This is a genomic window from Kitasatospora cinereorecta, from assembly GCF_024172095.1.
Taxonomy (GTDB): Bacteria; Actinomycetota; Actinomycetes; order Streptomycetales; family Streptomycetaceae; genus Kitasatospora; species Kitasatospora cinereorecta.
Genome location: NZ_JAMZDX010000003.1, coordinates 566,774 through 591,468, shown reverse-complemented (window position 1 = coordinate 591,468; position 24,695 = coordinate 566,774). Strand labels below are relative to the sequence as shown.

Below are 24,695 nucleotides of genomic sequence, written 5' to 3'. Positions count from 1 at the left end.
GTCAGCCAGCAGCCGACACTACCGGACCTGCTCCGACCCGCCACCGGTCGCGGTTGCCACCCGGCCGGGGCACAGCACGGCGGCCCCCGGGGGTCGGCGATCCCCGGGGGCCGGTCCTGCTGACGAGGTCAGCCGGTGTACGCGCCGAAGGCCTTGGTGAAGGCCAGCGGCTGCTGGTCGATGCTGCTGCAGGTGGCGTCCGCGAACTGCTTGGGGCCGCCGGGGCAGGCCTTGTCGCGGGTGCCGGACCACATGGCGAGCCAGGCGAGGTGCTTGGTCTTGGCGAATTCGGCGAGCTGGGTGGCGTCGGCGACGGTGAAGACCTCGGTGGAGACGTCGTTGACGCCGATCATCGGGGTGACCGCGGTCTTGGCCCAGGCGGCGGCGTCGGAGAGGCCGAGCACGCTCTTGATCTGGGCCTGGGTGGCGGTGGCCGCGTCGATCGCGTACTTGCCCATCCGGCCCTGCGGGTTCGGGGCGACGCCGTCGCCGAAGTCCATGGCCATGATGTTGACCGCGCCGATCTCGACACCGGCGTTCTTGGCGCCGGAGACCAGGTTGACGCCGTCCTGGGTCAGGCCGGTGGGCAGGGCGGGCAGGGTGAAGGAGACGTCCAGGCTCCTGCCCTTGGCGGCGGCGTTCTTCTGCAGCTGGGCGATGGCCTGGGCGCGGCGGGTGTTGGCGCCGGTGTCGGCGATCGCGCCGCCCTCGATGTCGAAGTCGAGCTTGGTCAGCCCGAACGCGTCGACGGCCTTCTGGTAGGCGGCGGCCAGGTCGCCGGCCGAGGTGCAGGTGAGGGCCAGTTCGCTGCCGTTGGCGCCGCCGAAGGAGGCCCGGACGTCGCCGCCGAGGGCGCGCAGGGCGCCGATCTGGGAGGCCACGCCGTCGGCGGTGAGGTCGGTGACCCCGCCCCACTTGGGGGTGCAGCCGCCGCCGGAGACCAGGAAGGCGAGGTTGTAGGTCTTCACGCCGCTCGCCTTGGCGGTGCCGACCAGGTCGAACGCCGGGTAGAGCGAGGTGTCGACGTACGGGGTGAAGCGGCCGCTGCCGGTCGGGACGGGCGTGGTGGCGGTGGGGGTCGGGGCCGGGGTGGTCTTCGTCGCGGTCGGCGAGGCGCTGGTCGGGCTGGGCTTCGGCGAGGCGGTGGTGGCGCTGGGGCTGGGCGCCGGGGTGGTCGGCCGGCCCGAGGGGACGGGGGTGGGGCCGGTACCGGCGGCGCAGGAGACGTTGTTGATCAGGCAGTTGCCGGGCTCGGCCTGGGCACCGCCCGCGCCCTGGACGACGAAGCCGATGTCGACCGACTTGCCGGCCTCGATCCGCTTGTTCCAGGCCTGCGGCTTGACCGTGACGTGCTGCCCGGAGGCGGTGAACCCGGCGTTCCAGAGCGAGGAGATCTGGGCGCCTGCGGGGAGGTCGAAGCTGAGCGTCCAGTCGTCGATGGCGGAGGACGTGGAGTTGGACACCAGGTACTGGCCGGTGTAGCCGCTCTCCCAGTTGCTGGTGCGGCTGTAGACGGCGCCGAGGGAGGCGGCGCTGGCGGAGGTCGCGAGGGCGACGACACCGCCCGCGACGACCGCGGCGGCGACGGCGGAGGCGCCGATCACCACACCCTTGCGGCTGCGGCGGTGTCCTGCACGTCGGGTGGGCTGGCTGGTCATGCTCGGCGTACCTCCGCGGAAAGCGAGCGTCTTCCCGGGGCGGGGTGCCCGGGCGACGCCGACGCTAGCGGCCGCCGGGGGCCGGAAATCGGCTGCTGAGCCAGGCGTAGACCGCCTTTAGGGACGACTTAAGGAAGGGGACTCCGCCTCCCCCGGCTCTCCACGGATCGTTCACCCGCGAGGCCCGCCACCCGGCCCGAATCGCGACGCACCGTCAGCCGCCCGCGAAGCGCCGTCAGCTGCCCTCGACGTGCCGTCAGCCGCCCGCGGCCCGCGTCAGCCGTTCGCGGCCCGTCCGCGGGAGAGCCGCCGCCGGGACTGCCGGGGCGGCCCACCGTCGTCGGGGCGGGTGCGCAGGCGCAGGCGGATCTCGGCGCCGCCGAGCACGGCGGAGCGGCCGAGCGCCATGTCGCCGCCGGTGGCCTCGGCGAGCTTGCGGACGATGTCCAGCCCGAGGCCGGTGGAGCCCTCGCCGCCGTGGCCTGCGCCGCGTTCGATCGCGGCGTCGGGGTCGGTGAAGCCCGGGCCCGCGTCGCCGACCAGGACGATCACCGAGCTCTCGGTGGTGAGCAGGTCGACCGAGAAGGCGGTGCCGAGCGTGGTGTGCCGGAAGACGTTGCCGAGCAGCGCGTCCACGGCGGCGGCCAGGTCGCCGCGCTGGACGGGTACGGGGGCGGGGCCGTCGGCGCCGGCCAGCTGCCAGGCGCGGCCCTCGTCCTCGGCGAGCGCGGACCAGAAGCCGACCCGTTCGCGGATCACCTCGACCGCGTCGCAGCCGATCACCACCGGCGGGGTGTCGTCCCGGTCGTGGCGGGCGGTGCGGATGATCTGGTCGACCTCGCGCTCGAGTTGGGCGACGGCGTGCCGGGTGGCGTCGGCCGCGTCGCCGTCGCCGAGCGAGGCGGCATTGAGCCGCAGCACGGTGAGCGGGGTGCGCAGCCGGTGGGAGAGGTCGGCGGCGAGTTCGCGTTCGGCGGCGAGCAGGCGGACCACCCGGTCGGCCATGGCGTTGAAGGCGTGGCCGGCCTCCAGCAGTTCGGCGGGGGCGCCGGCGGCGCTCCGGCCTTCGACCGGGACCCGGACGGCCAGGTTGCCGGAGCCGAGTGACCGGGCGGCGGCGGCGAGGCGGCGGGCGGAGCCGACGATCCGGGCGCCCATCCGGTCGGCGACCGTCACCGAGATGGCGACCAGCGCGAGGGCGACGCCGGAGAGCACCAGCCAGGCGGTGCCGACCCCGTGGCTGAGGTCGCGTTCGGCGACGTACACCTCGACCACGGCGACCCTGCCGTCGTCGACCGCGACGGGCTGGAGCAGGGCGTAGCCGCCGGGGGCGCCGACGGTGCCGGCCCGGCCGTGCTCGACGGCGGCGGAGAGGTCGGCGGCGGTGACCCGGGGGTCGCCGACCGCGGCGCCGCTCGGCAGGTGGACGGCGATCCGTCCCTGGGCGCCGGCGTCGGTGGAGGCGAGGGCCCGGGCGATGGCGTCCTGCTCGGTGGTGATCGCCAGGGCCGGTCCGATCGCGGCGGCCTGTCGTTCGGCGGCGGTGAAGGCCCGGTCGCGGGCGGTCTGCTGGACCATCAGCCCGAGCGGGATCAGGAAGGCCAGCGCGACCATCACGGTGCCGGCGATGGCGGCCTTGACCAGCGCCCAGCGCAGCGAGCGGCCGGCCCCCCGCGGCCGGCTCACGTGGTGCACCCGACCGGACCGGCGGGCGCCTCCAGCCGCACCCCCACCCCGCGCACGGTGTGCAGGTAGCGCGGGTTGGAGGCGGTCTCGCCGAGCTTGCGGCGCAGCCACGACAGGTGGACGTCGATGGTCTGGTCGCCGCCGTACGTCTGCCGCCAGACCTCGGCGAGGATCTCCTTGCGCGGCACCACCACGCCGGGCCGGGCGGCGAGGAAGGCCAGCAGGTCGAACTCACGGCGGGTCAGGTCGAGGGCCCGGCCGTCGAGCACCGCCTCGCGGCGCTGCGGGTCGATCGCCAGCCCGCCGACCCTGAGCACCTGCGGAGCGCTCACCGCGCCGCCGCCGAGCCGGCGCAGCACGGCCGTCATCCGGGCCGTCAGATGCTCACCGGAGAACGGTTTCACCAGGTAGTCGTCGGCGCCGTCGTTGAGCAGCCGGACGATCTCGGCCTCGTCGTCCCGCGCGGTGGAGATGATCACCGGGACGTTGGTGAGGCCGCGGATCATCTTCAGCGCCTCGCTGCCGTCCAGGTCGGGCAGGCCGAGGTCGAGGATGACCAGGTCGCAGCCGACCTGGGCGACTTCGCGCAACGCCTCCAGGGCCGTACCGACGCTGCGCACCGCATGGCCGGACTCGGACAGGTGGCGGATGAGGGCGGATCGTACGAAGGGGTCGTCCTCGACCACGAGCACAGTTGCCATGGGGCTGCACGGTACGGCATCCCGCCCGAATGGTCTGTACCTCGGGGGGCACCGGGTGGAGATACGGCCCGGTTCGGACCTTTTTTCGCAACGTTTCTTCCGATCACCAGGGGCGCTGACCTGCCCGGGGCCGGGATGCGGCAGGATGGCCCGCGATGCGGAGCCAATTGGTGCAACTGGGCGCGTGGGCTGCGGCCACCGGGGCGGCGGTGGCGCTGTCCTGGCTGGGCGTGCACGCGGTGCTGGCCGACACGGTGTTCGAGCAGCCGGTGGCGGTGCCGCTGCCCTCGCCGACCGCCACCGCCGCCGACGACCGCGAGCCGGGCACGGCGACCGGAACGGTCGGCGGCGAGTCCCCGGCCGCCCCGGCGTCGGCGACCGCCGCCACGCAGGCGGCCACGCCGGCCGGCCCCTCGCCGGGCCGGGCCTCCGCCACCACCGCGCAGCCCCCGCCCGCGGGTGCCACCAAGCCGTCGCCGACCACCTCGCTGCACAGCTACGCGCTGCCGGGCGGCCGGGTCGCCCTGGACCTGCGCCCGGACCACGCGGAGCTGGTCACCGCGACGCCCGACTCGGGCTGGCAGATGCAGATCTGGCACGGCGACCAGTGGATGCGGATCGACTTCTCGCAGGGCGGCCGGACCAGTTCGGTCTTCGTCACCTGGAACGGGCACCCGCCGGACGTCCAGACCGTCCCCGGCTGACCCGGGCGGTCATACCGACTGCGCCGATCACGGCACGCTGCGGTAGCCGGGCAGATAGGGCCCGCTGTAGCAGGACCGGTCGACCAGGGTGTGCCGGGTCGACCCCACCCCCACCGTGGCGAGCACCACGGTGCCGTAGCGGTCGCCGAGCTCGTACGGCTCGGTGATGGAGCGTGCCCCGCGGTCGACCGCGTAGTCGTACGCGGCGTAGCCGTCGTCGACCCGCAGCGAGAGGTCGACCAGGCCGCCGGTGCCGGGGGTGAGCAGGCAGCGCAGGCCGCCGCCCTCCATCAGGTACGCGCCGAGCCCGGGGTGGTGGGCGGTACAGCGCAGGGCCAGTGCGCCGCGGTAGTACCGGGCGCAGGCGGCCGGATCGGGTACGGCGAGGATCATGGCGTCGGGCCCGGCGAAGGGCTCGAACAGGTCGCGGTCGAGGTCGGGGGCGCCGAGCGGCGCGGTGAAGATGTCGGTCACGCGGTCCCTCCCCAGGGTGGCCCCGCGGCCCGGTGTGGGGGCCCGCACCGCGGGGTGTGCAGGAGCGTGACGGCCGTCGGATCGATGCGCAACTGTTCCGTTTCCTCCTGGGCAAGCTGTGCCGCGGGGCCGGAAAATGGCGGGTGCAGCTGGACAGATTGCCCACCGGACGGAGCCGCCGTGCACTCCCCCACCGACGCCATCGACGCGCTCGACGGCAAGTTGATCAGACTTCTCAGCGAGGAGCCGAGAATCGGCGTACTGGAGTGCTCGCGGCGGCTGCAGGTCGCCCGGGGCACCGTGCAGGCCCGGCTCGACCGGCTGCAGGCGCGCGGGGTGATCGGCGGTTTCGCCCCCCAGGTGGATCCGGCCGCGCTCGGCTACCCGGTGACCGCCTTCGCCACGCTGGAGATCTCGCAGGGCCAGGGCATGGACGTCCGGGCGCACCTGGCGGCGGTGCCGGAGGTGCTGGAGCTGCACACCATCACCGGCCACGGCGACATGCTGGTGCGGATCGTGGCCCGGTCCAACGCCGACCTGCAGCGGGTGATCGACCGGGTGGTGGGCTTCGACGGCATCGTCCGGGCGTCCACCGCGATCGCCCTGGAGAACCCGGTGCCCTACCGGGTCCTGCCGCTGGTCGAGCAGGCCTCCGGCGAGTAGCGCCGAGCAACGCCGAACAGCCGGGCGCGGTCCGGTCTCAGCAGTGCGGCACCTCGCCGCTGCCGGTGCTCAGCGCGGTCAGCGCGGCCACCGCGTCGCTGAGGGTCTCCACCGGCACCAGGCGCAGGCCGGCCGGGGTGTTCACCTTGGCCTCGGAGCACTCGCCGAGCGGCAGCAGGAAGACGGTCGCCCCGTCCCGCGCCGCCCCCTGGGTCTTCAGCGGGACACCGCCCACCGCGCCGACCCGGCCGTCGGGGTCCACCGTGCCGGTGCCGGCGATCACCTTGCCGCCGGTCAGGTCGCCGCCCTTGCCGTCGCCGGCCAGCTTGTCGATGATCCCGAGCGCCAGCATCTGCCCGGCGCTGGGGCCGCCGATGTCGCCGAGGTCGATGGTCACCTTGACCTGGTCCGGCGACAGGTGGAGGTAGGCCAGCGCCGCCGTGGTCGCGCTGTCCTGCGACTCGGTCATCTGCTGCTGGGTCTCCTGCTGCGCCTTGACCGGGTCGGAGTGCGGGTAGACCGCGTCGGTGGGCAGCAGGGCCTCGTTCGGGTCGGCCCAGGCCTGCAGCGAGCGCCACAGGCTGAGCTTCTGGTCCGGGTTGGTGGCCGAGATGGTGGTGGCCCGCAGCTGCCCGCTGGTGGTGCGCACGGGCGCCCCGCTGATGGTGATGACCTGCTTGCCCTGGTAGCTGCCGAGGGTGTCCGCGGTGACGCCCGGCTCGGTGAGCGTGAACGGCAGCGGAACGAAGATCCCGACCGCGAGCAGCACGCCCACCAGCACGGAGCAGATCGCCAGGGCGCGGGTCTTCGGGGCGGTCAGGGCCGCGGGCAGCTTCTCAGGAGGCACACCCCGCATCCAACCACGCCCACCCGCCGCGACACGCGTCGGCGCAGGGCGTCAGCGCAGGGCGTCGGCGACCTCGGTGGCCGCCTCGACCACGCGCGGGCCGACCCGCTCGGGCACCAGCCCGTTCAGCATCACCACGCCGACGCTGCCCTCGATCCCGCTCAGGCCGAGCAGGGCCGCGGCCGCGCCGCTGGCGCCGGACTGCTCCTCCGCCCGGGTGATCACGAAGCCCGTGTCGGGGCGTCGCTGGCCGGGGAAGTTGCGGGCCTCCAGGATCGCCCGGCCGGCCGCGCTCTCGGTGAGCGGGTGGCGCAGGCCGGTCCGGTACGCGACGTGGAAGTCGGTCCAGGTCGGCTCGACCACGGCGACGGCCAGGGCCTCGTTGCCGTCCACCAGGGTGAGGTGGGCGGTGGCGCCGAGGTCCTCGGCCAGGCTGCGCAGCGCGGGCAGGGCAGCCTCGCGCAGCAGGGGGTGCACCCGGTGGGCCAGGCGCAGCACGCCCAGGCCCACTCGGGCCCGGCCGCCGATGTCCCGGCGGACCAGTCCGTGCTGCTCCAGGGTGGCCAGCAGCCGGTAGACGACGGTGCGGTTGACCGCGAGCCGGGCGGCCAGCTCGGTGACGGTCAGCCCGCGCTCGGAGTCGGCGAGCAGTTTCAGTACCCGGACACCTCTGTCCAGGGTCTGAGAGGTCTCAGCAGTCACGACGCGCAATTCCTTTCCGCGGCGGTCACCGGCCCGCCGGCCGAACTGCCGGGGCCGGGACGGAGGTTGTCGCGCGCAGGTGGGGTGTCCGCGCTGGAGCGGGTGCGTCGGCGCCATCGACGAGCACACTGCTCTGCGGGCTCGCCTCGGGTTGGGGTGGGCGTTCGAGTGAGCGTGGGGGGAAAGGTAGTGAACCGGAGGTGTACTGGGGAAGTGGTTGTCCAAAATCCGATCTGGATCGACGCGGATTCGAGATTTAACTCCGGACAAAAACGCCCATTCCTCCGGCCTGCTTTCGCTCAGATGTTCGAACGAACTCCGGAGTGCGGACACCCGGGGTCCGGGTGTCCGCACGCATCCGGGCGAGCGCCGCGACGGGGCGGGGCGAGCGCCGGCGGTCAGGCGGTGGCCCACTCCCGGATCCGGCCGATCCGCGCCTTCAGCTGGTTGGCGGTGGCCTGGGCGGTGAGCGGCCCGCCGCACTGGCGGCGCAGCTCGTTGTGGATCGTGCCGTGCGGCTGGTTGGTGCGGTGGTGCCAGGCCGCGACCAGCGCGTTGAGCTCCTTGCGCAGCTCGCGCAGCTCCTGGTGGGTCACCACCGGCCGCTGCTCGGCGGGCAGCTCGATCAGGTCCGCCTCCTCGGCCGGCTTGGCCTTGGAGCGCTGGATCTGCCGGTGCTGCCGCTTCTGCAGCAGCATCTGCACCTGGTCCGGCTCCAGCAGGCCCGGGATGCCGAGGTAGTCCTCCTCCTCCTCGCTGCCCGGGTGCGCCTGCATGCCGAACTCCATGGCGTTGTACAGCACCCGGTCGAAGACCGCGTCGCTGCCCAGCGCCTCGTAGGAGAACTCCTCGCCGCCCGCCGTGTCCGCCCCGTCGTTGGCCTTCTCGGCCTCGGCGAGCAGCCGGTCCTCCTCGTCGAAGAGCCCGTCGCCCTCCTTCTTCGGCCGGTCCAGGACGTGGTCGCGCTGCAGCTCCATCTCGTTGGCGAAGCCGAGCAGCATCGGGATGGTCGGCAGGAACACCGACGCGGTCTCGCCCCGCTTGCGGGCACGCACGAAGCGGCCCACGGCCTGGGCGAAGAACAGCGGGGTGGAGATCGACGTGGCGTACACGCCGACGCTCAGCCGCGGGACGTCGACGCCCTCGGACACCATGCGGACGGCGACCATCCAGCGCGAGGTGCCCTCGGAGAAGTCGGAGATCCGCTTGGACGCCTCGGCCTCGTCGGAGAGCACCAGGGTGACCTTCTCGCCGCTGATCTCGCGCAGCAGCTTGGCGTACGCGCGGGCCACGTTCTGGTCGGTGGCAATCACCAGGCCGCCGGCGTCCGGGATGGCCTTGCGGACCTCGGTGAGCCGCCGGTCCGCGGCCTGCAGCACGGCCGGGATCCACTCGCCCTGCGGGGCGAGCGCGGTGCGCCAGGCCTGGGCGATCAGGTCCTTGGTCATCGGCTCGCCGAGCCGGGCCTCCAGCTCGTCGCCGGCCTTGGTCCGCCAGCGCATGTTGCCGCTGTACGAGAGGAAGATCACCGGACGGACGACGTGGTCGGCCAGCGCGTGCCCGTAGCCGTAGGTGTAGTCGGCGACGGACTTGCGCAGCCCGTCGGTGTCGGCCTCGTAGCTGACGAACGGGATCGGGTTGGTGTCCGAGCGGAACGGCGTACCGGTCAGCGCGAGCCGCCGGGTGGCCGGTTCGAAGGCCTCGAAGCAGGCCTCGCCCCAGGACTTGGAGTCACCGGCGTGGTGGATCTCGTCCATGATCACGAGGGTCTTGCGGGCCTCGGTGCGGTTGCGGTGCAGCATCGGGTTGACGCCCACGCCCGCGTAGGTGACCACGATGCCGTGGTACTCCTTCGACAGCGGCCCCGAGGAGTACGCCGGGTCGAGCTTGATCCCTATCCGGGCAGCCGCCTCGGCCCACTGCTTCTTCAGGTGCTCGGTCGGCGCCACGACGGTGATCTGCTGCACCAGGTGGTTGTGCAGCAGGTACGAGGCGAGGGTCAGCGCGAAGGTGGTCTTTCCCGCGCCGGGGGTGGCGACCGCGAGGAAGTCGCGCGGCTGCTTCTCGATGTACTTGTCCAGCGCGCCCTGCTGCCAGGCGCGCAGCCTGCCGGCCGTGCCCCAGGGGGCGCGGCCGGGGAAGGCGGGCGACAGGTGCGTCGAGGCGGACGTGCCGGCGGGCCGGTGCGGCGTCGCGCTGTCGACGTGCGAGAACAGGGGGGCCATCGCGGAGGAGGCGGCGGTACTCACGGTCTCCGTAGGGGTTCGTCGCAGGTCAGAGCCGGTTTCCCGGCCCGTCGCCGCGGTCCGGCGGGCGGTCGTACAACCCGCCCAGCCTACCGGCCCGCCGACCCGGACCGGGTCAGCGGCGCAGCCCGCGCAGCCGTTGTGCGATGAGCGCCACGTCGTCGATCTCGCCCGCCGCGACGGCCACCACCAGGTCGTAGGCGGCGTCCTGGTCGATCTCCGCCATGTCGACACCGTTGAGGTCGAGGAAGACCGCGGTGCTCATCCAGGCGGTCCGCTTGTTGCCGTCGACGAAGGGGTGGTTGACCGCCAGCGAGTGGAGCAGCGCCGCCGCCTTCTCGAACAGCTCCGGGTACGCCTCGACGCCGAACATCTGGGACTCCGGCCGGTGCGCGGCGGAGGCCAGCAGGCCAAGGTCGCGCACCCCGAGGTCCTGCCCCTGGCAGGCCCACTCCGCCAGCTCCAGGATCTCCTGGACGGTGAGGTACTTCACTCCCCCAGCCGCCTCAGCAGATCCGCGTGCCGCTGCGCGTACTTGGCGCCGAGCCGCCGCACCGACTCGTGGTCGGTCTCCTCCTCCAGGTACCGGTCGATCGCGCGGAGCACCACCGAGTGCATCGAGCGGCCCTCCTCCTCGGCCCGGCGGCGCAGGGCCTCCTGCTGCTCCTCGGTCAGTCGCAGATTCATCGCCATACCGGCATGGTAGGCAGCGGTGGGGTCATTTCGGTACCGAAATACGGGTAAGACCCGAGGCCCTCCCGACTCTCGGATCAGGGGAGTCCCTGACGGCCCGTCCGTCACACGACCCACACATGCCGCAACGTTCTCCTCCGGCTCACCCGGGGGAGGACACCTTCGGGAGGATTCATGTCCGGTACGCCTGCCGTGATCGACCAGCTCGTCCACGCCCGCCTGCTCCTCACCACCCACCGCTCCGCCCCGCTGCGGGTCACCCTGCGCTACCGCGCCGACGACCCGCTCGCCCTGCGGATGCTCTTCCCCGCCGAGTACACGCTGGACGGCGACGAGGACCCGTGGAACGCCGGACCCGAGCCCGACCCGGCGCCGACCGGGACCGAGATCGAGTGGGTCTTCGCCCGCCACCTGCTGGCGGCCGGCCTCGACCTGCCGGCCGGCCTCGGCGATGTGCACGTCCGGCCGGCCGCCGGCGGCTGGACGATGGTGGAGCTGCGCTCCGCCGAGGGCACCGCGCTGCTGCGCTTCGAGTCCGCGGCGCTGAGCCGCTTCCTGTGGCGCAGCTACGTGGTGGTCCCCGAGGGGCAGGAGCTGCGCGGCCTCGACCCGGACCGCGAGCTGGCCGAGCTGCTCGGCTGACCCCGCCCGGGCCGGCCGCCGGTCCACCCCCACGGCCCCGGCGGCCCGGTTCGGACCTCCGGTCCCGGGCTCAGCCGGAGAGCTTGCGCATCAGCCGGACGCCCTGCGCGGGCGTCATGTGCGGCAGGTAGGCCTTGCCGATCGCCCGGGTGATCGCGGCCAGCGCCGCCGGGTCCGGGTAGACCATGAACATCGGCCGGTACTCGGGCTGGAACTTGGCCTTGAAGGCGAGCAGCGAGCGGAAGCCGTACACCGGCTCCAGCACCCGGCCCATCCAGTCCAGCATCCGCTGCAGCGCGGTGGGCGGCTCGCCCCGGTCGGCGCGGGCCAGCGGCGCGCCGGAGAGGCTGAGGAAGCGGGCGCCCTCCTCCTTGAAGCCGAGCGCGGCGGAGGCGATCAGGAACTCCATCACTCCGCGGAAGCCCTCCGAGCGGCGCCGCATGAAGTCCAGCGTCCAGCCGACCGGCACGCCCTCCTCGTACACCGGCATCCAGCTGGTCAGCCCGTGCACCGTGCGGTCCTGGTCCACCGCGACCAGCATCCGCACCGCCGGGTCGGAGAGTTCGGCCAGCCCGCCCAGGGTGAAGCCCATCTCGGGCAGGCCCTTGTCGGAGACCCACTCCTCGGAGATCGAGCGGACCTGGTCGCGGATGGCGATCGGCGCCTCCTCGTACACCCACCACTCGGCGGTGATGCCCGCCTTTCCGGCCTTGTTCAGCGAGGTCCGGATGTCCTGCCACTTCTTGCCGGTGAAGGCCAGCTCGGGCAGGGCGACCACGGTGTCCTCGGCGACCTGCAGCTCGCGCCACCCGAGTTCCACGGCGGCGTCGCGGATCTCCTCGGTGCAGCTGTAGAAACAGGGCGTCCAGCCGCGGGCGTCGCAGTACGCGGCGAAGCCGGCCACCGCCCGGCGGCGCGCGAGCGGCTCGCCGAACGGGTCGCCGGTGGTGAGCGCCACGGTGGCGATCACCCGGTACGGCACGGCGGCGCGGCCCTCGGCGTCGAACCAGTAGTGGTTGCCGTCCCAGGTGGAGATGAAGGAGAGCGTGGAGCCGCCGTGCGCGACCAGCAGCGCCCGGGCCCGGGCGGCCTCCTCGGCGTCCGCGTGCACCACCGGGCGGCGGAACGCCAGCAGCAGCGCGACCAGGGCGATGGCCCAGAACACCACGCCGCAGTAGTTCTCCAGGCCGCGCGCCGCCCCGCCGACCGCGACCGGGTAGGCGGGCAGCAGGTCGTTGTACGCGGGCGGCAGCAGCTCCGCGGGCAGCCCGGCGAACAGGTCGCCGAGGCCGGCGTGCGGCTGGTACTGGTCGCGCACCAGCCAGCCGATCACGATGTACGCGCCGCAGGTCAGCACCAGCGCCGCGCCGACCACCAGGGCCAGGCGCCGGATGTCGCGCCGCGGCAGCCGCTGCCGGAAGGACCCTCTGGTCACGGCCAGCAGCACCACGATCGCCGCCGGCAGCACCAGCGCCTCGACGATCAGCTGGAGCAGGTAGGAGGCGCCGCCGTCGGCGGAGTCCTGGCCGTAGTTGAGGGTCAGCAGCCACAACAGCACCGCGACCCAGGCCAGTTCGGTGACCACGGTGATCCACCAGGCCAGCCGCAGCCCGCGGCGCAGGCCCTCGGCGAGGACCAGCAGCAGGGCCGGCACCAGCGCCGCCATCAGCCGGCCCGGCGAGGAGAAGAACTCGTCGACCGAGTGGGCCCGGGCGCAGGCGTCGGCCGACGCGGCGCAGGCGTCGGCGATCTGCTGGGCGGAGGGGCCGTGCGAGAAGTAGATGAAGTCGAGGTTGTTGAACGGGCCGATCGCGTAGGAGTAGAGCGAGGCGACCAGCGGTCCGAGCGCGGTGGCCGCCAGGCAGAGCGCGACCAGCACCCGGGTCTCGGTGTACGAGGCGCGGTGGGTGCGGCGCGGTGTCCGCCGGTACAGCAGCGCGCCGCCGGCCAGGCCGATCAGCATGCCGGCCAGCCGCTGCACGCCCTGCAGATGGCCCACGTAGAGGGCCATCACCAGCGGCACCAGGACGCCGACCAGGCGGACCCGGCGCCGCCACAGCGCGGTCAGCCGGTAGCTGAGCACCGCGGCGAGGGCGAGCAGGCCGGCGCCGGGGCTGACCGCGATCTGGTCCTGGATGTCCAGCGTCCAGCCGAATCCGGCGGCGACGCCCAGCCGGACCGCGGCGGTGCCCAGCAGGGTGCCGAGCACCTGACCCGCCACCAGCACCACGGCCGACAGCGGGGTGCCGAGCCGCCGCTCGGCGAACGGGCCGATCAGCACCAGCAGCAGGCTGAGCACCACGTACGCGCCGATGCCGGAGGACCACAGCAGCGAGCTGAACGGGGTCCACCAGCGGCCGGCCTCCAGGGTGGGCAGGCCGACGCCGACGTGCGCCAGCAGGCTGGGCGAGGGACCGCTGCCGAGCGAGCCGGTGGCGGCGCCGACCACCCAGAGGGCGATCAGCAGGGCGAGTGTGAGCGGTGCGCTCCGCAGCTGCTCCACCAGGGGGGCGAGCGCCCGCTGCCAGCGCTCCCAGCCCCGGTCGGGCCTGGGCTTGACCGGGACGGCATCGGCGGCCCGCACCGCGTCGCTCATCGGATCAGTCCTTCCTGCTTGGCCAGCCACGGCACGCCGATCACCAGCCCCTGGTGGAAGACCCCCCAGTCGTGGCCGCCGGGGACGGTCTGGAACTCGGTGTGCATGCCGGCGGCGGTCGCCGCGGCGTACATCCGTTTCTGCTGCGGCCCGAACTCGCCGTCGCCGGCGCCGACCACGAACAGTCCGGCGGTGTCCGGGAACTTGGTGCGGGACATCACGTGCATCGGGTCGACCGCGTCGAACTTCGCCTCGTCGCCGCCGAAGGCCTGCTGGACGGTCTCCTGGTGGGTGCCCAGGGTCGGCTCGTCCTGTCCCGAGATGTCGAGGAAGGACGCGTAGACCTTGGGCGCGTTCACGGCCAGCTGGATGGCGCAGGTGCCGCCGAAGGACAGCCCGCCGATCGACCAGGCCTGGCGGTCGGTGGCGGTCTGCAGGTTGGCGTGGATCCAGTTCGGCACGTCCTCGGCCAGGTAGGTCTGGGACTGCGCGATGTTCGAGTTCATGCAGAGCGTGTTGTCGAGCGAGCCGCCGATCGGGTCGACCACCACCACCACCTGGGCGAGGCCCTGGTGGGCGGCGGCGAAGGAGTCCAGCACGTCGACCATGCCGCCGGAGTTGATCCAGTCCGAGGGCTGCCCGGGCTGACCGGCCATCAGTACCAGCACCGGCAGCAGCGGCCGCGGGCTGGCTTTGTAGGCGGGCGGCAGGTAGACGTACCCGTCGCGGGCCTTGAAGCCGGACTTGGTGCCGGGGATCGCCACCGAGGAGAGCGTGCCCTTGGCGGGCAGGCCCGCGGGCGGGTGCCACACCTCGGAGAGCGTCTTGCCCGCCGGCGCGGAGACGGTCTGCGAGTCCTTGCCCTCGGTCAGCGCGGAGGTGCTCGGCGCCAACATGGCCCGCAGCGTCGGGTACTGCTCGTAGTGCCGGTTGACCTCGTTGGCGCCCATCGCCACCACCAGCGCCGCGGCCACCACCGCGAGGACCCGCCCGCGCCAGCGCAGCACCGGGATCCGGACGGCCGCCAGGCACACCCCGAACAGCGCGATGGCGATCCAGAACACCACGTCGCTCGGCAGGTCCTCGGCGAACGGCTGCCACAGGTCGTCGACGATCCAGTCGATCAGCAGGGTGAGCACCACGGTGGCCCCCACCGCGATCGGCAGCCGCCGGGTCCACCAGTGCGTCGTGAAGGAGACGAGCAGGCCGATCAGGGCGCACCAGCCGAGCACCAGCAACAGGTACGGGACGGGGCCGTGGAGCAGCGACCAGTCCAGCGGGTTGAGTGACGCGAGTGGCCTGGCGGTCATCGGGCTCCCCTCGGATGGGCTCCGGTCAGGCCCGCGCGGTGCGGACAAGGTGGGCGAAGACCACGACGTTGCCGTCGTAGCCGGTGGCGCGGCTGAACCCGCCGCCGCAGGTGATCAGGCGCAGCTGGGCGTCCTTGGTGGCGCCGTAGACCTTCCCGTCGGGGAAGTCCTTCTTCGGGTAGACCTCGACCGCGTCGACCTGGAAGTACGCGGTGGCCCGGTCCTCGCGGGCCACCTCCAGCTGGTCGCCGCGGCGCAACGCGCCGAGCCGGTAGAAGACGGCCGGTCCGGCGGCGGTGTCGACGTGGCCGGCCACGATGGCGGCGCCCCTGGCGCCGGGGGCGGCGCCACCCCGGTACCAGCCGGCCAGGTTGCGGTCGTTGTCGGGCGGCGGCTGGAGCCGGCCCTCGCCGTCCAGGCCGAGCCGGGTGACCGGGGCGTCCAGGCCGAGGACCGGGATCCGGATCCGGGTCGGCGGGGAGGAGGGCAGGGGCGGCACCACCGGCCAGGACCCGGCGCCGGCCTCGAAGGCCTCGGCGGCGCTGGGCGCCGGCGGGAGGCCGAGGACGTCGCCGTCGTGCAGGAGCCACGCGCCGACCATCAGCGCCGTACCGGCCGCCAGCGCCCCCGGCCAGGCACTCCTGGCCGTCTGTTCCGTCACCGCCCGCGCTCCTTTGCTTGATCGCACTCCGGTCCAGTCAATCCGCGCCGCCCTCAGGCGGCATCCGGGCGGCTCCGGGCGGGTGAGGCGGTGTCAGGCGCGCTCCGGGCGCGGCGCAGCGAGCGGACGCTGGGCAGCCGGGGGCGGGTCAGGAAGCCCTCGGCCGCCGCGTTGGCCGCGGCGATGGCCGGCAGCTCGGAGGTCTTCTCGTACAGCACGTAGCGCGGCTCCCAGCTGGGCAGGTACTTGGCGTTGGCCCGGTAGAGCGACTCCAGCTGCCACCAGCGGGAGAAGAACCGCAGCACGGTGCGCCACAGCCGGAGCACCGGCCCGGCGCCGAGCCGGCCGCCCTGCTCGAAGGCCTCCCGGAACATCGCGAAGTTCAGCGAGATCCGGGTGACCGCCACCTCTCCGGCCCGGGCGCGCAGCAGCAGCTCGCTGACCAGGAACTCCACCAGGCCGTTGTCGGATTCCCGGTCACGGCGCATCAGGTCGAGCGAGAGCCCGTGCGCGCCCCAGGGCACGAAGGTGAGCAGGGCGGCCGTCCGGTCGTTCTCGTCGCGGCACTCGACCAGCAGGCAGTCGGCGTCGCCCGGGTCGCCGATCCGGCCGAGCGCCATCGAGTAGCCGCGCTCGGTCCGGCCGTGCCGCCAGGCGTCGGCGAGCACCACCAGCCGGGCCAGCTCGGGCTCGGGGATCTCCCCCATCCGGCGCACCACCGCCCGGTAGCCCGCCTTGCGCACCCGGTTGTACGTCTGACGCAGGGTACGCATCGAGCGGCCCTCCAGGGTGAAGCCGTCGACCTGGACCACCGCCTCGTCGCCGTACTGCAGCGCCTTCAGGCCGGCCACCCGGGCGTACACCGTGCCGCCCTGCTCGCCGGCTCCGGTGACGGCGGGGATCCAGGCGTGCGCCCTGGCCTGCTCGTGCCAGGCCTCGATCGCCTGCGGCCAGGCCTCCGGGTCGCCGACCGGGTCGCCGGAGGCCAGCGCCACGCCGTACACCACCCGGTAGAGCACCGCGGCCTTGCCGGAGGGCGACCAGCAGGCCGCCTTGTCGCGGCGGAGCGCGAAGTAGCCGAGCGAGTCGCGGGCGCCGTGCCGCTCCAGCAGTTCGCGCAGCCGGCGCTCGTCCTCGGGGCTCTGCTGGATCCGGCCGTGGGCGGAGCGCAGCAGCATCCGCAGGGCCATCAGCATCACCGCGGCGCCGAGCACGTTGATGCCGAGGTCGACCCAGCCGGGGACGTCCACGTTGGCGTAGTCGAACAGCCCCGAGAGGGTGAACAGCCGCAGCAGCACGTAGACCATGGCGTCGCCCCAGGCGGGCGGGGTCTCGGGGTAGGTGAGCCGGACCACCGCGGCGCCGATCACCACCACCAGCGTGCCGCCGAGCAGCAGGACGGCCAGCGCGGTGACCACGTTGCCGCGCTCGCCGCGCACCCGGAAGGCGTCCCGGCCCAGCAGCAGGGCGGCCAGCAGGCCGACGGTGAGGGTGGCGGAGATCCAGTTGAACGGGTGCGTGCGGTAGTCGGCGGAGAACATGGCCAGCACGAAGACCGCGGAGTAGCCGGCGACCACGGTGGTGGTGATCAGCCAGGCCGCGCGCTTGCGGCGGCGCAGCATGACCGCGAGCAGGCCGGCGAGCAGGCCGGCGGTGAAGCCGGAGGTGAGCAGCACCGGGGTGAAGAACTGGCCCTGGTTGGCCCGCTTCACCTGATCGCGGAAGGGCTCGATCAGGGCGCCCAGCACATTGAGGGCGGTGGCGACCTTGAGGTACCAGACGGCGCCCGCCGCGCACCGCTGCCGCCAGGCCGGCATCGGGCCGGGCTCCCACGGCTCGACCAGGTCCGGCAGCGCGGGGACCGGCGGGGCCGGCTCGGGCACCTCGGCCTCGGGCGGGGCGAGTTCGGCGGCCAGGTCGGGGGTGCCGGCCACCAGGTCGTACGTCCAGGTCTTGGCGGCCACCAGCCGGCGGTGGATCCGGTCCTCGCGGCGCTCGGCGCGGGCCAGCCGGCGGGGGCGCGAGCGGTAGCGCCAGCGGGCCCACGGGCTGGCCGGGCGGGCCAGCCGGACGGCGCCGACCAGCGCCAGCGGCCAGAGCATCAGGCCGAACAGGCCGGTCCAGATCTTGCCCTTGAGCAGGGCGACGACGACCAGCAGGAGCAGGAACGCGGCGCCCACCAGCTCGGACCCGCTCGGGTGGCGGGTGAAGCCGCCGAGCGGCAGTTCGCCGATCAGCAGCAGGCCGATCATCGCGACCGCGAGCACCACCGCGTCCACCGAGGTGCGGCCCTGCTCGCTCCAGTAGACGTCCTCCAGGTGGAGCACCAGGGCGAACTCGTCCAGCACGAGACCGCAGCCGACGCCGAAGCCGAAGCCCAGCAGGTTCCACCACTGGCCGCCGTCGCCGCGGATCGCGAACGCCGAGATCCCGCAGATCAGCAGCAGGGCCTGACCGAACACCACGTGGTGGATGTGGAGCCCGCCCGGGGTGACGTTGCCCGGCCACCAGGACGTGCCGCGGCGGATCATCCGCACGCTGAAGCGGATGAACAGGAAGGAGAGGATCAGGCCGAGCAGCAGCAGGAAGAGCGGCTCGCGGCCGGTCTCGACGATCCGCTCGCGGTACGCGTCGAGCAGCGACTGCCACATGGCGGGCGGGTACCTCCGGGGCTGCGGCGGGCGGCGGGGCCGTCTCCCCAGCTGACGCCGGTTCATCCCGGTGCGCCACCGCTGCGGCCGGCCACCTGATCCGAACAGGTGAGCGTCGCCCGGGCGTACCGCCCGTCACCCGCGCCGCAAGCCGCGCTTACCTGCGCCGCGCGCCCCGTCGTGCCATGCTGGGCGCGACTCCCGCGGACAGGCTTATCGATCAGTTCATCAGATCACCACACTGTCTGAGCGGTTGACTTACCGAGTTGACGTACCGAGCTGCATGACCGCCCCTGGCCAATGGATGTGAGACATGGACGCCCTCTCCCGCCGGACCCTGCTGGCCGCCGGAGCGGCGACCGCCGCCACCCTGGCGGCCGGCTGCGCCACGACCACCGGCAAGGGAGGCGAACAGGCCGGCCCGCCCGCACCGGCCTCGGGCATGGCCGCCACCAGTCCCTCCGCGACCCCCAAGCCGCCCGCCACCCTGATCGGTGACGGCTCGACCTCCGACACCGGACCGCAGCCCAATCAGCCCAAGCCCGACCAGCTGGGCCTCGGCGAGCGGCCGCCGCAGTTCGTGGTCTTCTCCTGGGACGGCGCCGGCGAGCTGGACAACAAGCTGTTCAGCCGGTTCCGCCAACTGGCCAAGGACCACAAGGCCTCGATGACCTTCTTCCTCTCCGGCATCTACACCCTGCCGGAGTCCAAGAAGACGCTCTACCGCCCGCCGCAGCACCCGGTCGGCGCATCCGACATCGGCTACCTCAGCGACGACCACGTCCGCGACACCATCCAGCAGGTCGGCGACGCCTGGCTGGAGGGCCACGAGATCGGCACCCACTTCAACGGACACTTCTGCGGCCCCAACGGCGGCGGAAAGTGGTCCCCCGAGGACTGGGACAGCGAGATCGAGCAGGCGATGAACTTCGTCATGAACTGGCGGACCAACACCGGCCACACCGACCTGCCGGCGCTCCCCTTCGACTACCGCAAGGAGCTCATCGGCGGCCGCACCCCCTGCCTGGAGGGCCAGCGCGGCCTGCTGCCGACCGCCGCCAAGCGCGGCTGGAAGTACGACAGCAGCGGCCCCGGCGGCCTCCAGGTCTGGCCGCAGAAGTTCGCCGGCGGCGCCCTGTGGGACATGCCGCTGCAGTCCGTCCCGTTCCCCGGGCACAGCTTCCAGGTGCTCTCGATGGACTACAACATCATGTACAACCAGTCCGGCAACAACACCAAGGGCGACCCGAGCAAGTACGGCTTCTGGCAGAACCAGGCCCGCGACGCCTACCTGGCCGGCTTCGAGCGCGCCTACAACTCCAACCGCGCCCCGATGATCATCGGCAACCACTTCGAGCAGTGGAACGGCGGCATCTACATGAACGCCGTCGAGGAGGTGATCAAGACGATCGCGGACAAGCCCGAGGTCCGACTGGTCTCCTTCCGCCAGCTGGTGCAGTGGCTGGAGGCGCAGGACCCGGCCGTGCTGAAGAAGCTCACCTCGCTCGCCCCCGGCGAGTCGCCGGCGGGCGGCTGGGGGACCTTCCTCGGCGGCCCGGTGGCCTCCGCCCCGGCGGGCGCGTCGGCGGGTGGGGCGTCCGGCGCACCGTCGGGAGCGGCGAGCGCGCGGGCCTCGGCCGCCCACGTCTCGTCCTGACCCGGTCCGGTCCTGGCCCCGCCCGGCCTAGGTTCGGGCGGCCGGACGGACCGACGTCCGGCCGGAGACCGCCGCGCCCACCAGCGCCACCCCGGTCATCACCAGGAAGATCACCGCGAACGGCGCCACCGGCGTCGGCCCGCTCTGGGCGGCGGCCAGCGAGCCGCCGCCCAGCGCCGCAAACAGCACGCCCGCGAGGCCGATCAGCAGCACGTTCCCGAGCGCGTCGCTCAGCTGCAGCGCCGCCGAGTTGGCGCCGGTCTCCTCCGGCGTCGACAGCTTCATCATCAGCACGCTGATGCTCGCCACCGCGAGCCCCATCCCGACCCCGCCGACCGCCCAGGCGACCGCCGCGGTCCAGGTCGGCGCCGCCGGGACCAGCACCAGCGCCGCCCCCGCGATCGCCACCGCGGTCAGCACGAAACCCAGCCGGATCAGCGCGTCCCGGTGCTTCTCCGCCCCCGGCCTGCCCTGCAGCCACGACCCCAGCGCCCAGGCCAGCCCTCCCGGGGTCAGCGTCAGGCCGGCCAGCGTCGGCGAGAGCCCGCGCTGGGTCACCATCATCAGCGGCACGAACGCCTCGGCCGCGAAGAACGCACCCGCCGCCACCCCGCGCAGCAGGATCACCGTCGGCAGCCCGCGGGCCGCCCGCAGCGTCCCCGCCGGCAGCAGCCGGACCACCGCCGGACCGAGCAGCGCTGCCCCGGCCACCGCCAGCAGCAGCCCGACCGCGTCCCGCCGCTGACCCGCGTACTGCAGCAGCCCGGCACCCAGCGCCGCCATCGCCGCACCGACGGTCCGCCCGCGGTCGTACGGCTGCGGGTCCAGCCGGTCCCGGGACTGCTTCCGGGCCCGCTCCGAACGGCGCAGCGCCGGGCCCATCACCGCCAGCGGCAGCAGGATCAGCACCGGCACCGCCAGGAACACCCAGCGCCAGCCCAGGTGCTGGGTCACCGCGCCGGAGATCAGCGGACCGAGGATCGAGGGCAGCACCCAGGCTGCCGAGAAGGCGGCGAACACGGACGGCCGCAGCCGTTCGGGGAACGCCCGGCCGACCACCACGTACAGCGCCACGATCACCAGCCCGCCGCCGAGCCCCTGGATCGCCCGGCCGGCCACGAACAGCCACATGGAGGCCGCCGTCCCGGCCGTCACCAGCCCCGCCCCGAACACCGCGATGCCGGTGAACAGCGGTGCCAGCGGCCCGCGCCGGTCGCACCACTGCCCGGACACCACCAGCGCGAACAGCGTGGTGGTGAAGTAGCCGGAGAACGCGAAGGCGTACAGGCCGAGACCGTGCAGTTGGCGGGCGGCCACCGGCATCGCCGTGTTCACCGCCGTCGCCTCGAACGCCAGCAGCAGCACCACCGACACGATGCCCAGCGTCAGCGCCCGGTACGGGCCGCTCAGCACGCCGCCGGTGTCCGGTTCGGGCATCGCGGACGGACTGCCGACCTGGGTGGGAGAGGTGGTGGTCATGCCCAACATCGTAAGTGCCGACCGGTCGAATTGCTCCTGACCTCCGGGCGGAACCCGGCCTCCCCCTTCAGGCTTAGGACCCGGGCACCAGGGTTCGGTCAGTGCAGCACCTTGAGTCCCACCACCCCGCCGAGGATCAGCACCAGACAGCTCATCCGGGCCACCGTCACCGCGTCCCCGAGCGCGAGCATCCCGTACAGCGCGGTGCCGACCGCGCCGATGCCCACCCACACCGCGTAGCCCGTCCCCAGCGGGATCGTCCGCATCGCGTACGCCAGCCCGCCCATCGAGAGCGCCAGCGCCGCCGCGAACACCGCCGTCGGCAGCGGCCGGGAGAACCCCTTGGTGGCCTCCAGGGCCACCGCCCACACGGTCTCCAGCACACCCGCGACGATCAGGACCATCCAGGCCATGACGACAGACACCTCCGCAGTAGTCGTTGCAGCTACTGCGTCGTCTTGTCGTGCCGGGTACGACGCACCTCGTCCGGAGCGGGTTCGACCGCCTGATCCGACCGTAACACATCACGACACGCGGAATTCATATTCGGATATTGACGTCGCGGGGCCGGATGCGCCACGATGAATTCAGCAACGACAACGACGGCGAACGACGACAGGAGTCGGCAATGAACAGGAAGACGGTGGCCTTCGCAGCGCCCCGCACCTGTGCCTCCTGTCCCCGCTGTTCGTGTTGCGCCTGTTGCGCCTGCTGCGCCTGAGCACAACCACCCCTTCCGGACGGGCCGCCGAGGCCCGCTTCCGTCCCCGGCCGTGTGCCCGAGTGGATCAGGGAACCGTCTGCAAAACGGTTTACACGGGTTCGATTCCCGTCATGGCCTCCGCATCCGAATGACCGGTCGCGACCGAATTCCGCGACCGGTTGTTCGGCATTTCCGAATTCCCGGCGCCGGTGCCAGAAATGAATCCGGCCGCCAGGTCGTTGGACCTGGCATGAGTCCGTCCACACCCCTGGCGTTGCGGATCGAGCCCTGTCGCAAGCGGATCCGCGCCTACCTCGGCGGCCTGCCCGTCGTCGACTCCGTGAACGCGGTGATGGTCTGGGAGCACCCGGCCTTCCCCGCCTACTACTTCCCGCTCGCCGACGTCCGGATGGAGCTGCTCACCGCCTCGGGCCGCAGCTCGCACCGCCCGCGCCTCGGCGACTCCCGCCTGTTCACCGTCGCCGCCGGCGGCCGGATCGCCGAGGACGCCGCCTGGCGGTACGAGAACTCCCCCGCCGAGCCGCTGCGCGACCTGGTCCGCTTCGACTGGAAGGCGATGGACGCCTGGTTCGAGGAGGACGAGGAGGTCTTCACCCACCCCCGCGACCCGTACACCCGGATCGACATCCTGGCGTCCTCCCGAACCGTCCGGGTGGAGCTCGACGGCACCGTACTCGCCGAGTCCCGCGCGCCACGGCTGCTCTTCGAGACCGGGCTGCCCACCCGCTACTACCTGCCGGCCACCGACCTCCGGCGCGACCTGCTCGGCCCGGGCACCCGCACCACCCACTGCCCCTACAAGGGCACCGCCGAACACCTGTCGGTCCACATCGGCGACACCTGGCACCCCGACATCGCCTGGACGTACCGCTCCCCCTTCCCGGAGAGCCAGAAGATCGCCGGACTGGTCGCCTTCTACGACGAGAAGGTCGACCTGTACGTCGACGACGTGCTCCAGGAGCGGCCGCGCACCCGGTTCTCCTGATCGGGGGATGTTCAAAGAGGAGTGGGCACCCCCCAGGTCGGGGGATGCCCACTCCTCTTCTTCTTCTCTACTTGGTCGGCCTACCCGGGTGTGATTACTCGATCACCGGCGGGTTGGCCGAGCCACCGCGCCACGTGTCCTCGTCCTCGACCAGGTAGTCCGGACGGTTCCCGTCCTTGCCCTTCTTCTTGCCGCTGCCGTGAGCACCGGGGGCGCCGTGCATACCGCCCGCACCCGCACCGCCCTGGCCCGCCGCGCGGCCCTTGCCGATGCCGGAACCGCCCTGGGTGAACGACCGGCCGCCGGCACCGCCCTTGGCCGCGCCGCCGACAGTGCCACCGGCCTTGCGGACCAGGCCGCTACCGCCCTTGGCACCACCCTTCCCGCCGCCACCGGCGCCGCCCATGCCACCACCGTGCATGCCGCCGCCCATGCCACCGGCGCCGGCCCGGCCGGTCTGGCCGCCCGTCCCGGCACCCGTGCCACCGGCACCACCCGGACGGGTCGAACCCGAACCGCCGGCGCCACCGGTACCACCCGTCGAGCCGCCGCGACCGGTGCCCGCGGGCGTGGTCGTACGACCACCACCACCCGGGTACCCGCCGCCACCGCCACCGCCGGGGATGTAGCCGCCGCCACCGGGAACGTAGCCGCCGCCACCGCCACCACCGCCACCACCGCCGCCACCCGGAACGGGAGGCAGGGTGCCGGTACCGCCCGGGTACGTCGGGCTACCGCCACCGGGCGGGTTGCCCGTCGTCGGCGGCGTCCAGTGGTCGATGCCGGTACCCGGAGGCTGGTTGATCGTCGGGGGCTTGGGCGTCGTGTCGGTCGGCGGGAGCTGGCCCGGCGGCACCGGCTGGTGCGGCAGCCCAGGCGGCTGACCGGGACCGGTCGGAGGCGTCTGACCGTTGCCGGGCGGCTGCTGCGGCGGGGTCTTCGGCGGCATCATCGTCGGCGGCTGCTGCACCGGCGGGTTGCTGCCCTTGCCGCCCGGATTCTCGGGCTTGGGCGGGTACGCCTCGTCGCCGCCGCCATAGCTGTCACGCCCACCGGGCGGCGGAGGCATTTCGCTGGCGGCCTGGTCGTAGTACGGCGCCAGGTACTCCATCGTGCCGATGGCGTACTGGTGCTGGATCTCCGTGGCCGACAGCTCGTCGTAGTTCTTGTTGACCGCGGCGAAGCGGTCCATGCCGCCGGCCAGGTCGGACTTGAACTGCGCGTCCGAGCGGTCGCCCAGGTCGGAGACGAACTTGAGGCCGCTGTCCAGGTGGCTCGGGACCTCGATGTCCCCCATCTGGCTCTTGGTCGCCTGCAGCGCGTTCGCGGCGAGGTGCATCGCCGAGGACGTCTTCGCCGCGTGCTCGGCCGTGTTGGTGAGATTGGTCTGGATCTGGGCGGCCTTGTTCGCGAAGCCCTCGGCGGCCGCACCGTCCCAGTTGGCCATGGCGTGCTGCACGGCCTGCTGGAGGTCGTTGGCTGCGCCCTGGAGCTCCGTGTTGACGGAACCCCAGTGCTCGGCGGCCTTGGTGAGGTTCTCCGGCCGGGAGTTCGCGACCATCGCCTTGAGCGGGATCAGCGCCTGACCCTCGAACTCAGGAATGCGTTGTCCCATG

At 73.1% G+C, this 24,695-nt stretch carries 21 protein-coding genes, 1 tRNA gene and 1 riboswitch; of the genes, 6 read left to right on the top strand and 16 right to left on the bottom strand.

The features are described from left to right. Positions 1-128: 128 nt before the first annotated feature. The 3 genes from FHR36_RS16215 to FHR36_RS16205 all read right to left on the bottom strand — a co-directional run bounded on the left by FHR36_RS16215 (position 129) and on the right by FHR36_RS16205 (position 4,045). The gene (locus FHR36_RS16215; RefSeq protein WP_253797924.1) at positions 129-1,658 is read right to left on the bottom strand and encodes a glycoside hydrolase family 18 protein; all 1,530 of its coding nucleotides are present in this window, start codon (positions 1,656-1,658) and stop codon (positions 129-131) included. 276 nt (positions 1,659-1,934) lie between these two features. Continuing rightward, on the bottom strand, positions 1,935-3,314 hold the full coding sequence (locus tag FHR36_RS16210; RefSeq protein WP_253799323.1) for a sensor histidine kinase: 1,380 nt from the start codon (positions 3,312-3,314) through the stop codon (positions 1,935-1,937). 26 nt (positions 3,315-3,340) lie between these two features. After that, positions 3,341-4,045 (bottom strand): response regulator transcription factor, encoded by a 705-nt coding sequence (locus tag FHR36_RS16205; protein WP_253797923.1) that lies wholly within the window; start codon positions 4,043-4,045, stop codon positions 3,341-3,343. A 155-nt stretch (positions 4,046-4,200) separates the two neighbouring features. Here FHR36_RS16205 and FHR36_RS16200 point away from each other — a divergent pair, with 155 nt between their 5' ends. After that, complete coding sequence (locus tag FHR36_RS16200; RefSeq protein WP_253797922.1) at positions 4,201-4,749, top strand: hypothetical protein; 549 nt, start codon at positions 4,201-4,203, stop codon at positions 4,747-4,749. Positions 4,750-4,776: 27 nt separating this feature from the next. Here the strand turns inward: FHR36_RS16200 and FHR36_RS16195 are convergent, their stop codons facing one another. Next, a complete protein-coding gene (locus FHR36_RS16195; RefSeq protein WP_253797921.1) occupies positions 4,777-5,223 on the bottom strand; it encodes a VOC family protein in 447 nt (148 codons plus the stop codon). 180 nt (positions 5,224-5,403) lie between these two features. Between FHR36_RS16195 and FHR36_RS16190 the strand changes: the two genes are divergently transcribed. Beyond that, positions 5,404-5,886, top strand: coding sequence for an Lrp/AsnC family transcriptional regulator (locus FHR36_RS16190; protein ID WP_253797920.1), 483 nt, complete (start codon positions 5,404-5,406; stop codon positions 5,884-5,886). A gap of 37 nt (positions 5,887-5,923) precedes the next feature. On the opposite strand, the gene FHR36_RS16185 is transcribed toward FHR36_RS16190, so the two are convergent. From FHR36_RS16185 to FHR36_RS16165, 5 genes are all read right to left on the bottom strand, one after another. Continuing rightward, the gene (locus FHR36_RS16185) at positions 5,924-6,742 is read right to left on the bottom strand and encodes a hypothetical protein (protein ID WP_407660833.1); all 819 of its coding nucleotides are present in this window, start codon (positions 6,740-6,742) and stop codon (positions 5,924-5,926) included. Between the two features lie 42 nt (positions 6,743-6,784). Then, positions 6,785-7,435, bottom strand: coding sequence for an IclR family transcriptional regulator (locus tag FHR36_RS16180; RefSeq protein ID WP_253797919.1), 651 nt, complete (start codon positions 7,433-7,435; stop codon positions 6,785-6,787). Between the two features lie 398 nt (positions 7,436-7,833). Beyond that, positions 7,834-9,660, bottom strand: a complete 1,827-nt coding sequence (locus FHR36_RS16175; RefSeq protein WP_253799320.1) for a DEAD/DEAH box helicase — start codon at positions 9,658-9,660, stop codon at positions 7,834-7,836. Between the two features lie 136 nt (positions 9,661-9,796). Continuing rightward, positions 9,797-10,174 (bottom strand): type II toxin-antitoxin system death-on-curing family toxin, encoded by a 378-nt coding sequence (locus FHR36_RS16170; protein WP_253797918.1) that lies wholly within the window; start codon positions 10,172-10,174, stop codon positions 9,797-9,799. Then, positions 10,171-10,368 (bottom strand): Arc family DNA-binding protein, encoded by a 198-nt coding sequence (locus tag FHR36_RS16165; protein ID WP_253799319.1) that lies wholly within the window; start codon positions 10,366-10,368, stop codon positions 10,171-10,173. Before FHR36_RS16165 ends, FHR36_RS16170 begins: the two co-directional genes overlap by 4 nt. A gap of 180 nt (positions 10,369-10,548) precedes the next feature. Between FHR36_RS16165 and FHR36_RS16160 the strand changes: the two genes are divergently transcribed. Beyond that, the gene (locus FHR36_RS16160; RefSeq protein ID WP_253797917.1) at positions 10,549-11,016 is read left to right on the top strand and encodes an SsgA family sporulation/cell division regulator; all 468 of its coding nucleotides are present in this window, start codon (positions 10,549-10,551) and stop codon (positions 11,014-11,016) included. Between the two features lie 70 nt (positions 11,017-11,086). On the opposite strand, the gene FHR36_RS16155 is transcribed toward FHR36_RS16160, so the two are convergent. The 4 genes from FHR36_RS16155 to FHR36_RS16140 all read right to left on the bottom strand — a co-directional run bounded on the left by FHR36_RS16155 (position 11,087) and on the right by FHR36_RS16140 (position 18,234). After that, positions 11,087-13,612, bottom strand: coding sequence for a DUF2156 domain-containing protein (locus FHR36_RS16155; RefSeq protein ID WP_253797916.1), 2,526 nt, complete (start codon positions 13,610-13,612; stop codon positions 11,087-11,089). Then, entirely contained in the window at positions 13,609-14,922 is a 1,314-nt protein-coding gene (locus FHR36_RS16150; RefSeq protein ID WP_253797915.1) for an alpha/beta hydrolase, read from the bottom strand. The genes FHR36_RS16155 and FHR36_RS16150 overlap by 4 nt, the downstream gene beginning before the upstream one ends. Before the next feature lie 25 nt (positions 14,923-14,947). Beyond that, positions 14,948-15,523, bottom strand: a complete 576-nt coding sequence (locus tag FHR36_RS16145) for a class F sortase (RefSeq protein WP_253799318.1) — start codon at positions 15,521-15,523, stop codon at positions 14,948-14,950. Between the two features lie 113 nt (positions 15,524-15,636). Further along, entirely contained in the window at positions 15,637-18,234 is a 2,598-nt protein-coding gene (locus FHR36_RS16140) for a phosphatidylglycerol lysyltransferase domain-containing protein (protein ID WP_253797914.1), read from the bottom strand. 313 nt (positions 18,235-18,547) lie between these two features. Between FHR36_RS16140 and FHR36_RS16135 the strand changes: the two genes are divergently transcribed. Continuing rightward, positions 18,548-19,891, top strand: coding sequence for a polysaccharide deacetylase family protein (locus tag FHR36_RS16135; protein WP_253797913.1), 1,344 nt, complete (start codon positions 18,548-18,550; stop codon positions 19,889-19,891). A 27-nt stretch (positions 19,892-19,918) separates the two neighbouring features. On the opposite strand, the gene FHR36_RS16130 is transcribed toward FHR36_RS16135, so the two are convergent. Then, on the bottom strand, positions 19,919-21,370 hold the full coding sequence (locus tag FHR36_RS16130; RefSeq protein ID WP_407660832.1) for an MFS transporter: 1,452 nt from the start codon (positions 21,368-21,370) through the stop codon (positions 19,919-19,921). A gap of 98 nt (positions 21,371-21,468) precedes the next feature. Continuing rightward, positions 21,469-21,783: a DMT family transporter gene (locus FHR36_RS16125; protein WP_253797912.1), complete on the bottom strand. Its 315-nt coding sequence runs from the start codon at positions 21,781-21,783 to the stop codon at positions 21,469-21,471. Between the two features lie 34 nt (positions 21,784-21,817). After that, positions 21,818-21,880, bottom strand: a riboswitch (guanidine-III (ykkC-III) riboswitch). Positions 21,881-22,139: 259 nt separating this feature from the next. On the opposite strand from FHR36_RS16125, the gene FHR36_RS16120 reads away from it, so the two are divergent. Next, positions 22,140-22,211: transfer RNA gene (locus FHR36_RS16120), tRNA-Cys, on the top strand. A 112-nt stretch (positions 22,212-22,323) separates the two neighbouring features. After that, positions 22,324-23,079 (top strand): DUF427 domain-containing protein, encoded by a 756-nt coding sequence (locus tag FHR36_RS16115; protein WP_253797911.1) that lies wholly within the window; start codon positions 22,324-22,326, stop codon positions 23,077-23,079. A 94-nt stretch (positions 23,080-23,173) separates the two neighbouring features. On the opposite strand, the gene FHR36_RS39355 is transcribed toward FHR36_RS16115, so the two are convergent. After that, positions 23,174-24,694: a WXG100 family type VII secretion target gene (locus FHR36_RS39355; RefSeq protein ID WP_301330263.1), complete on the bottom strand. Its 1,521-nt coding sequence runs from the start codon at positions 24,692-24,694 to the stop codon at positions 23,174-23,176. Between the last annotated feature and the right edge of the window lies 1 nt (position 24,695).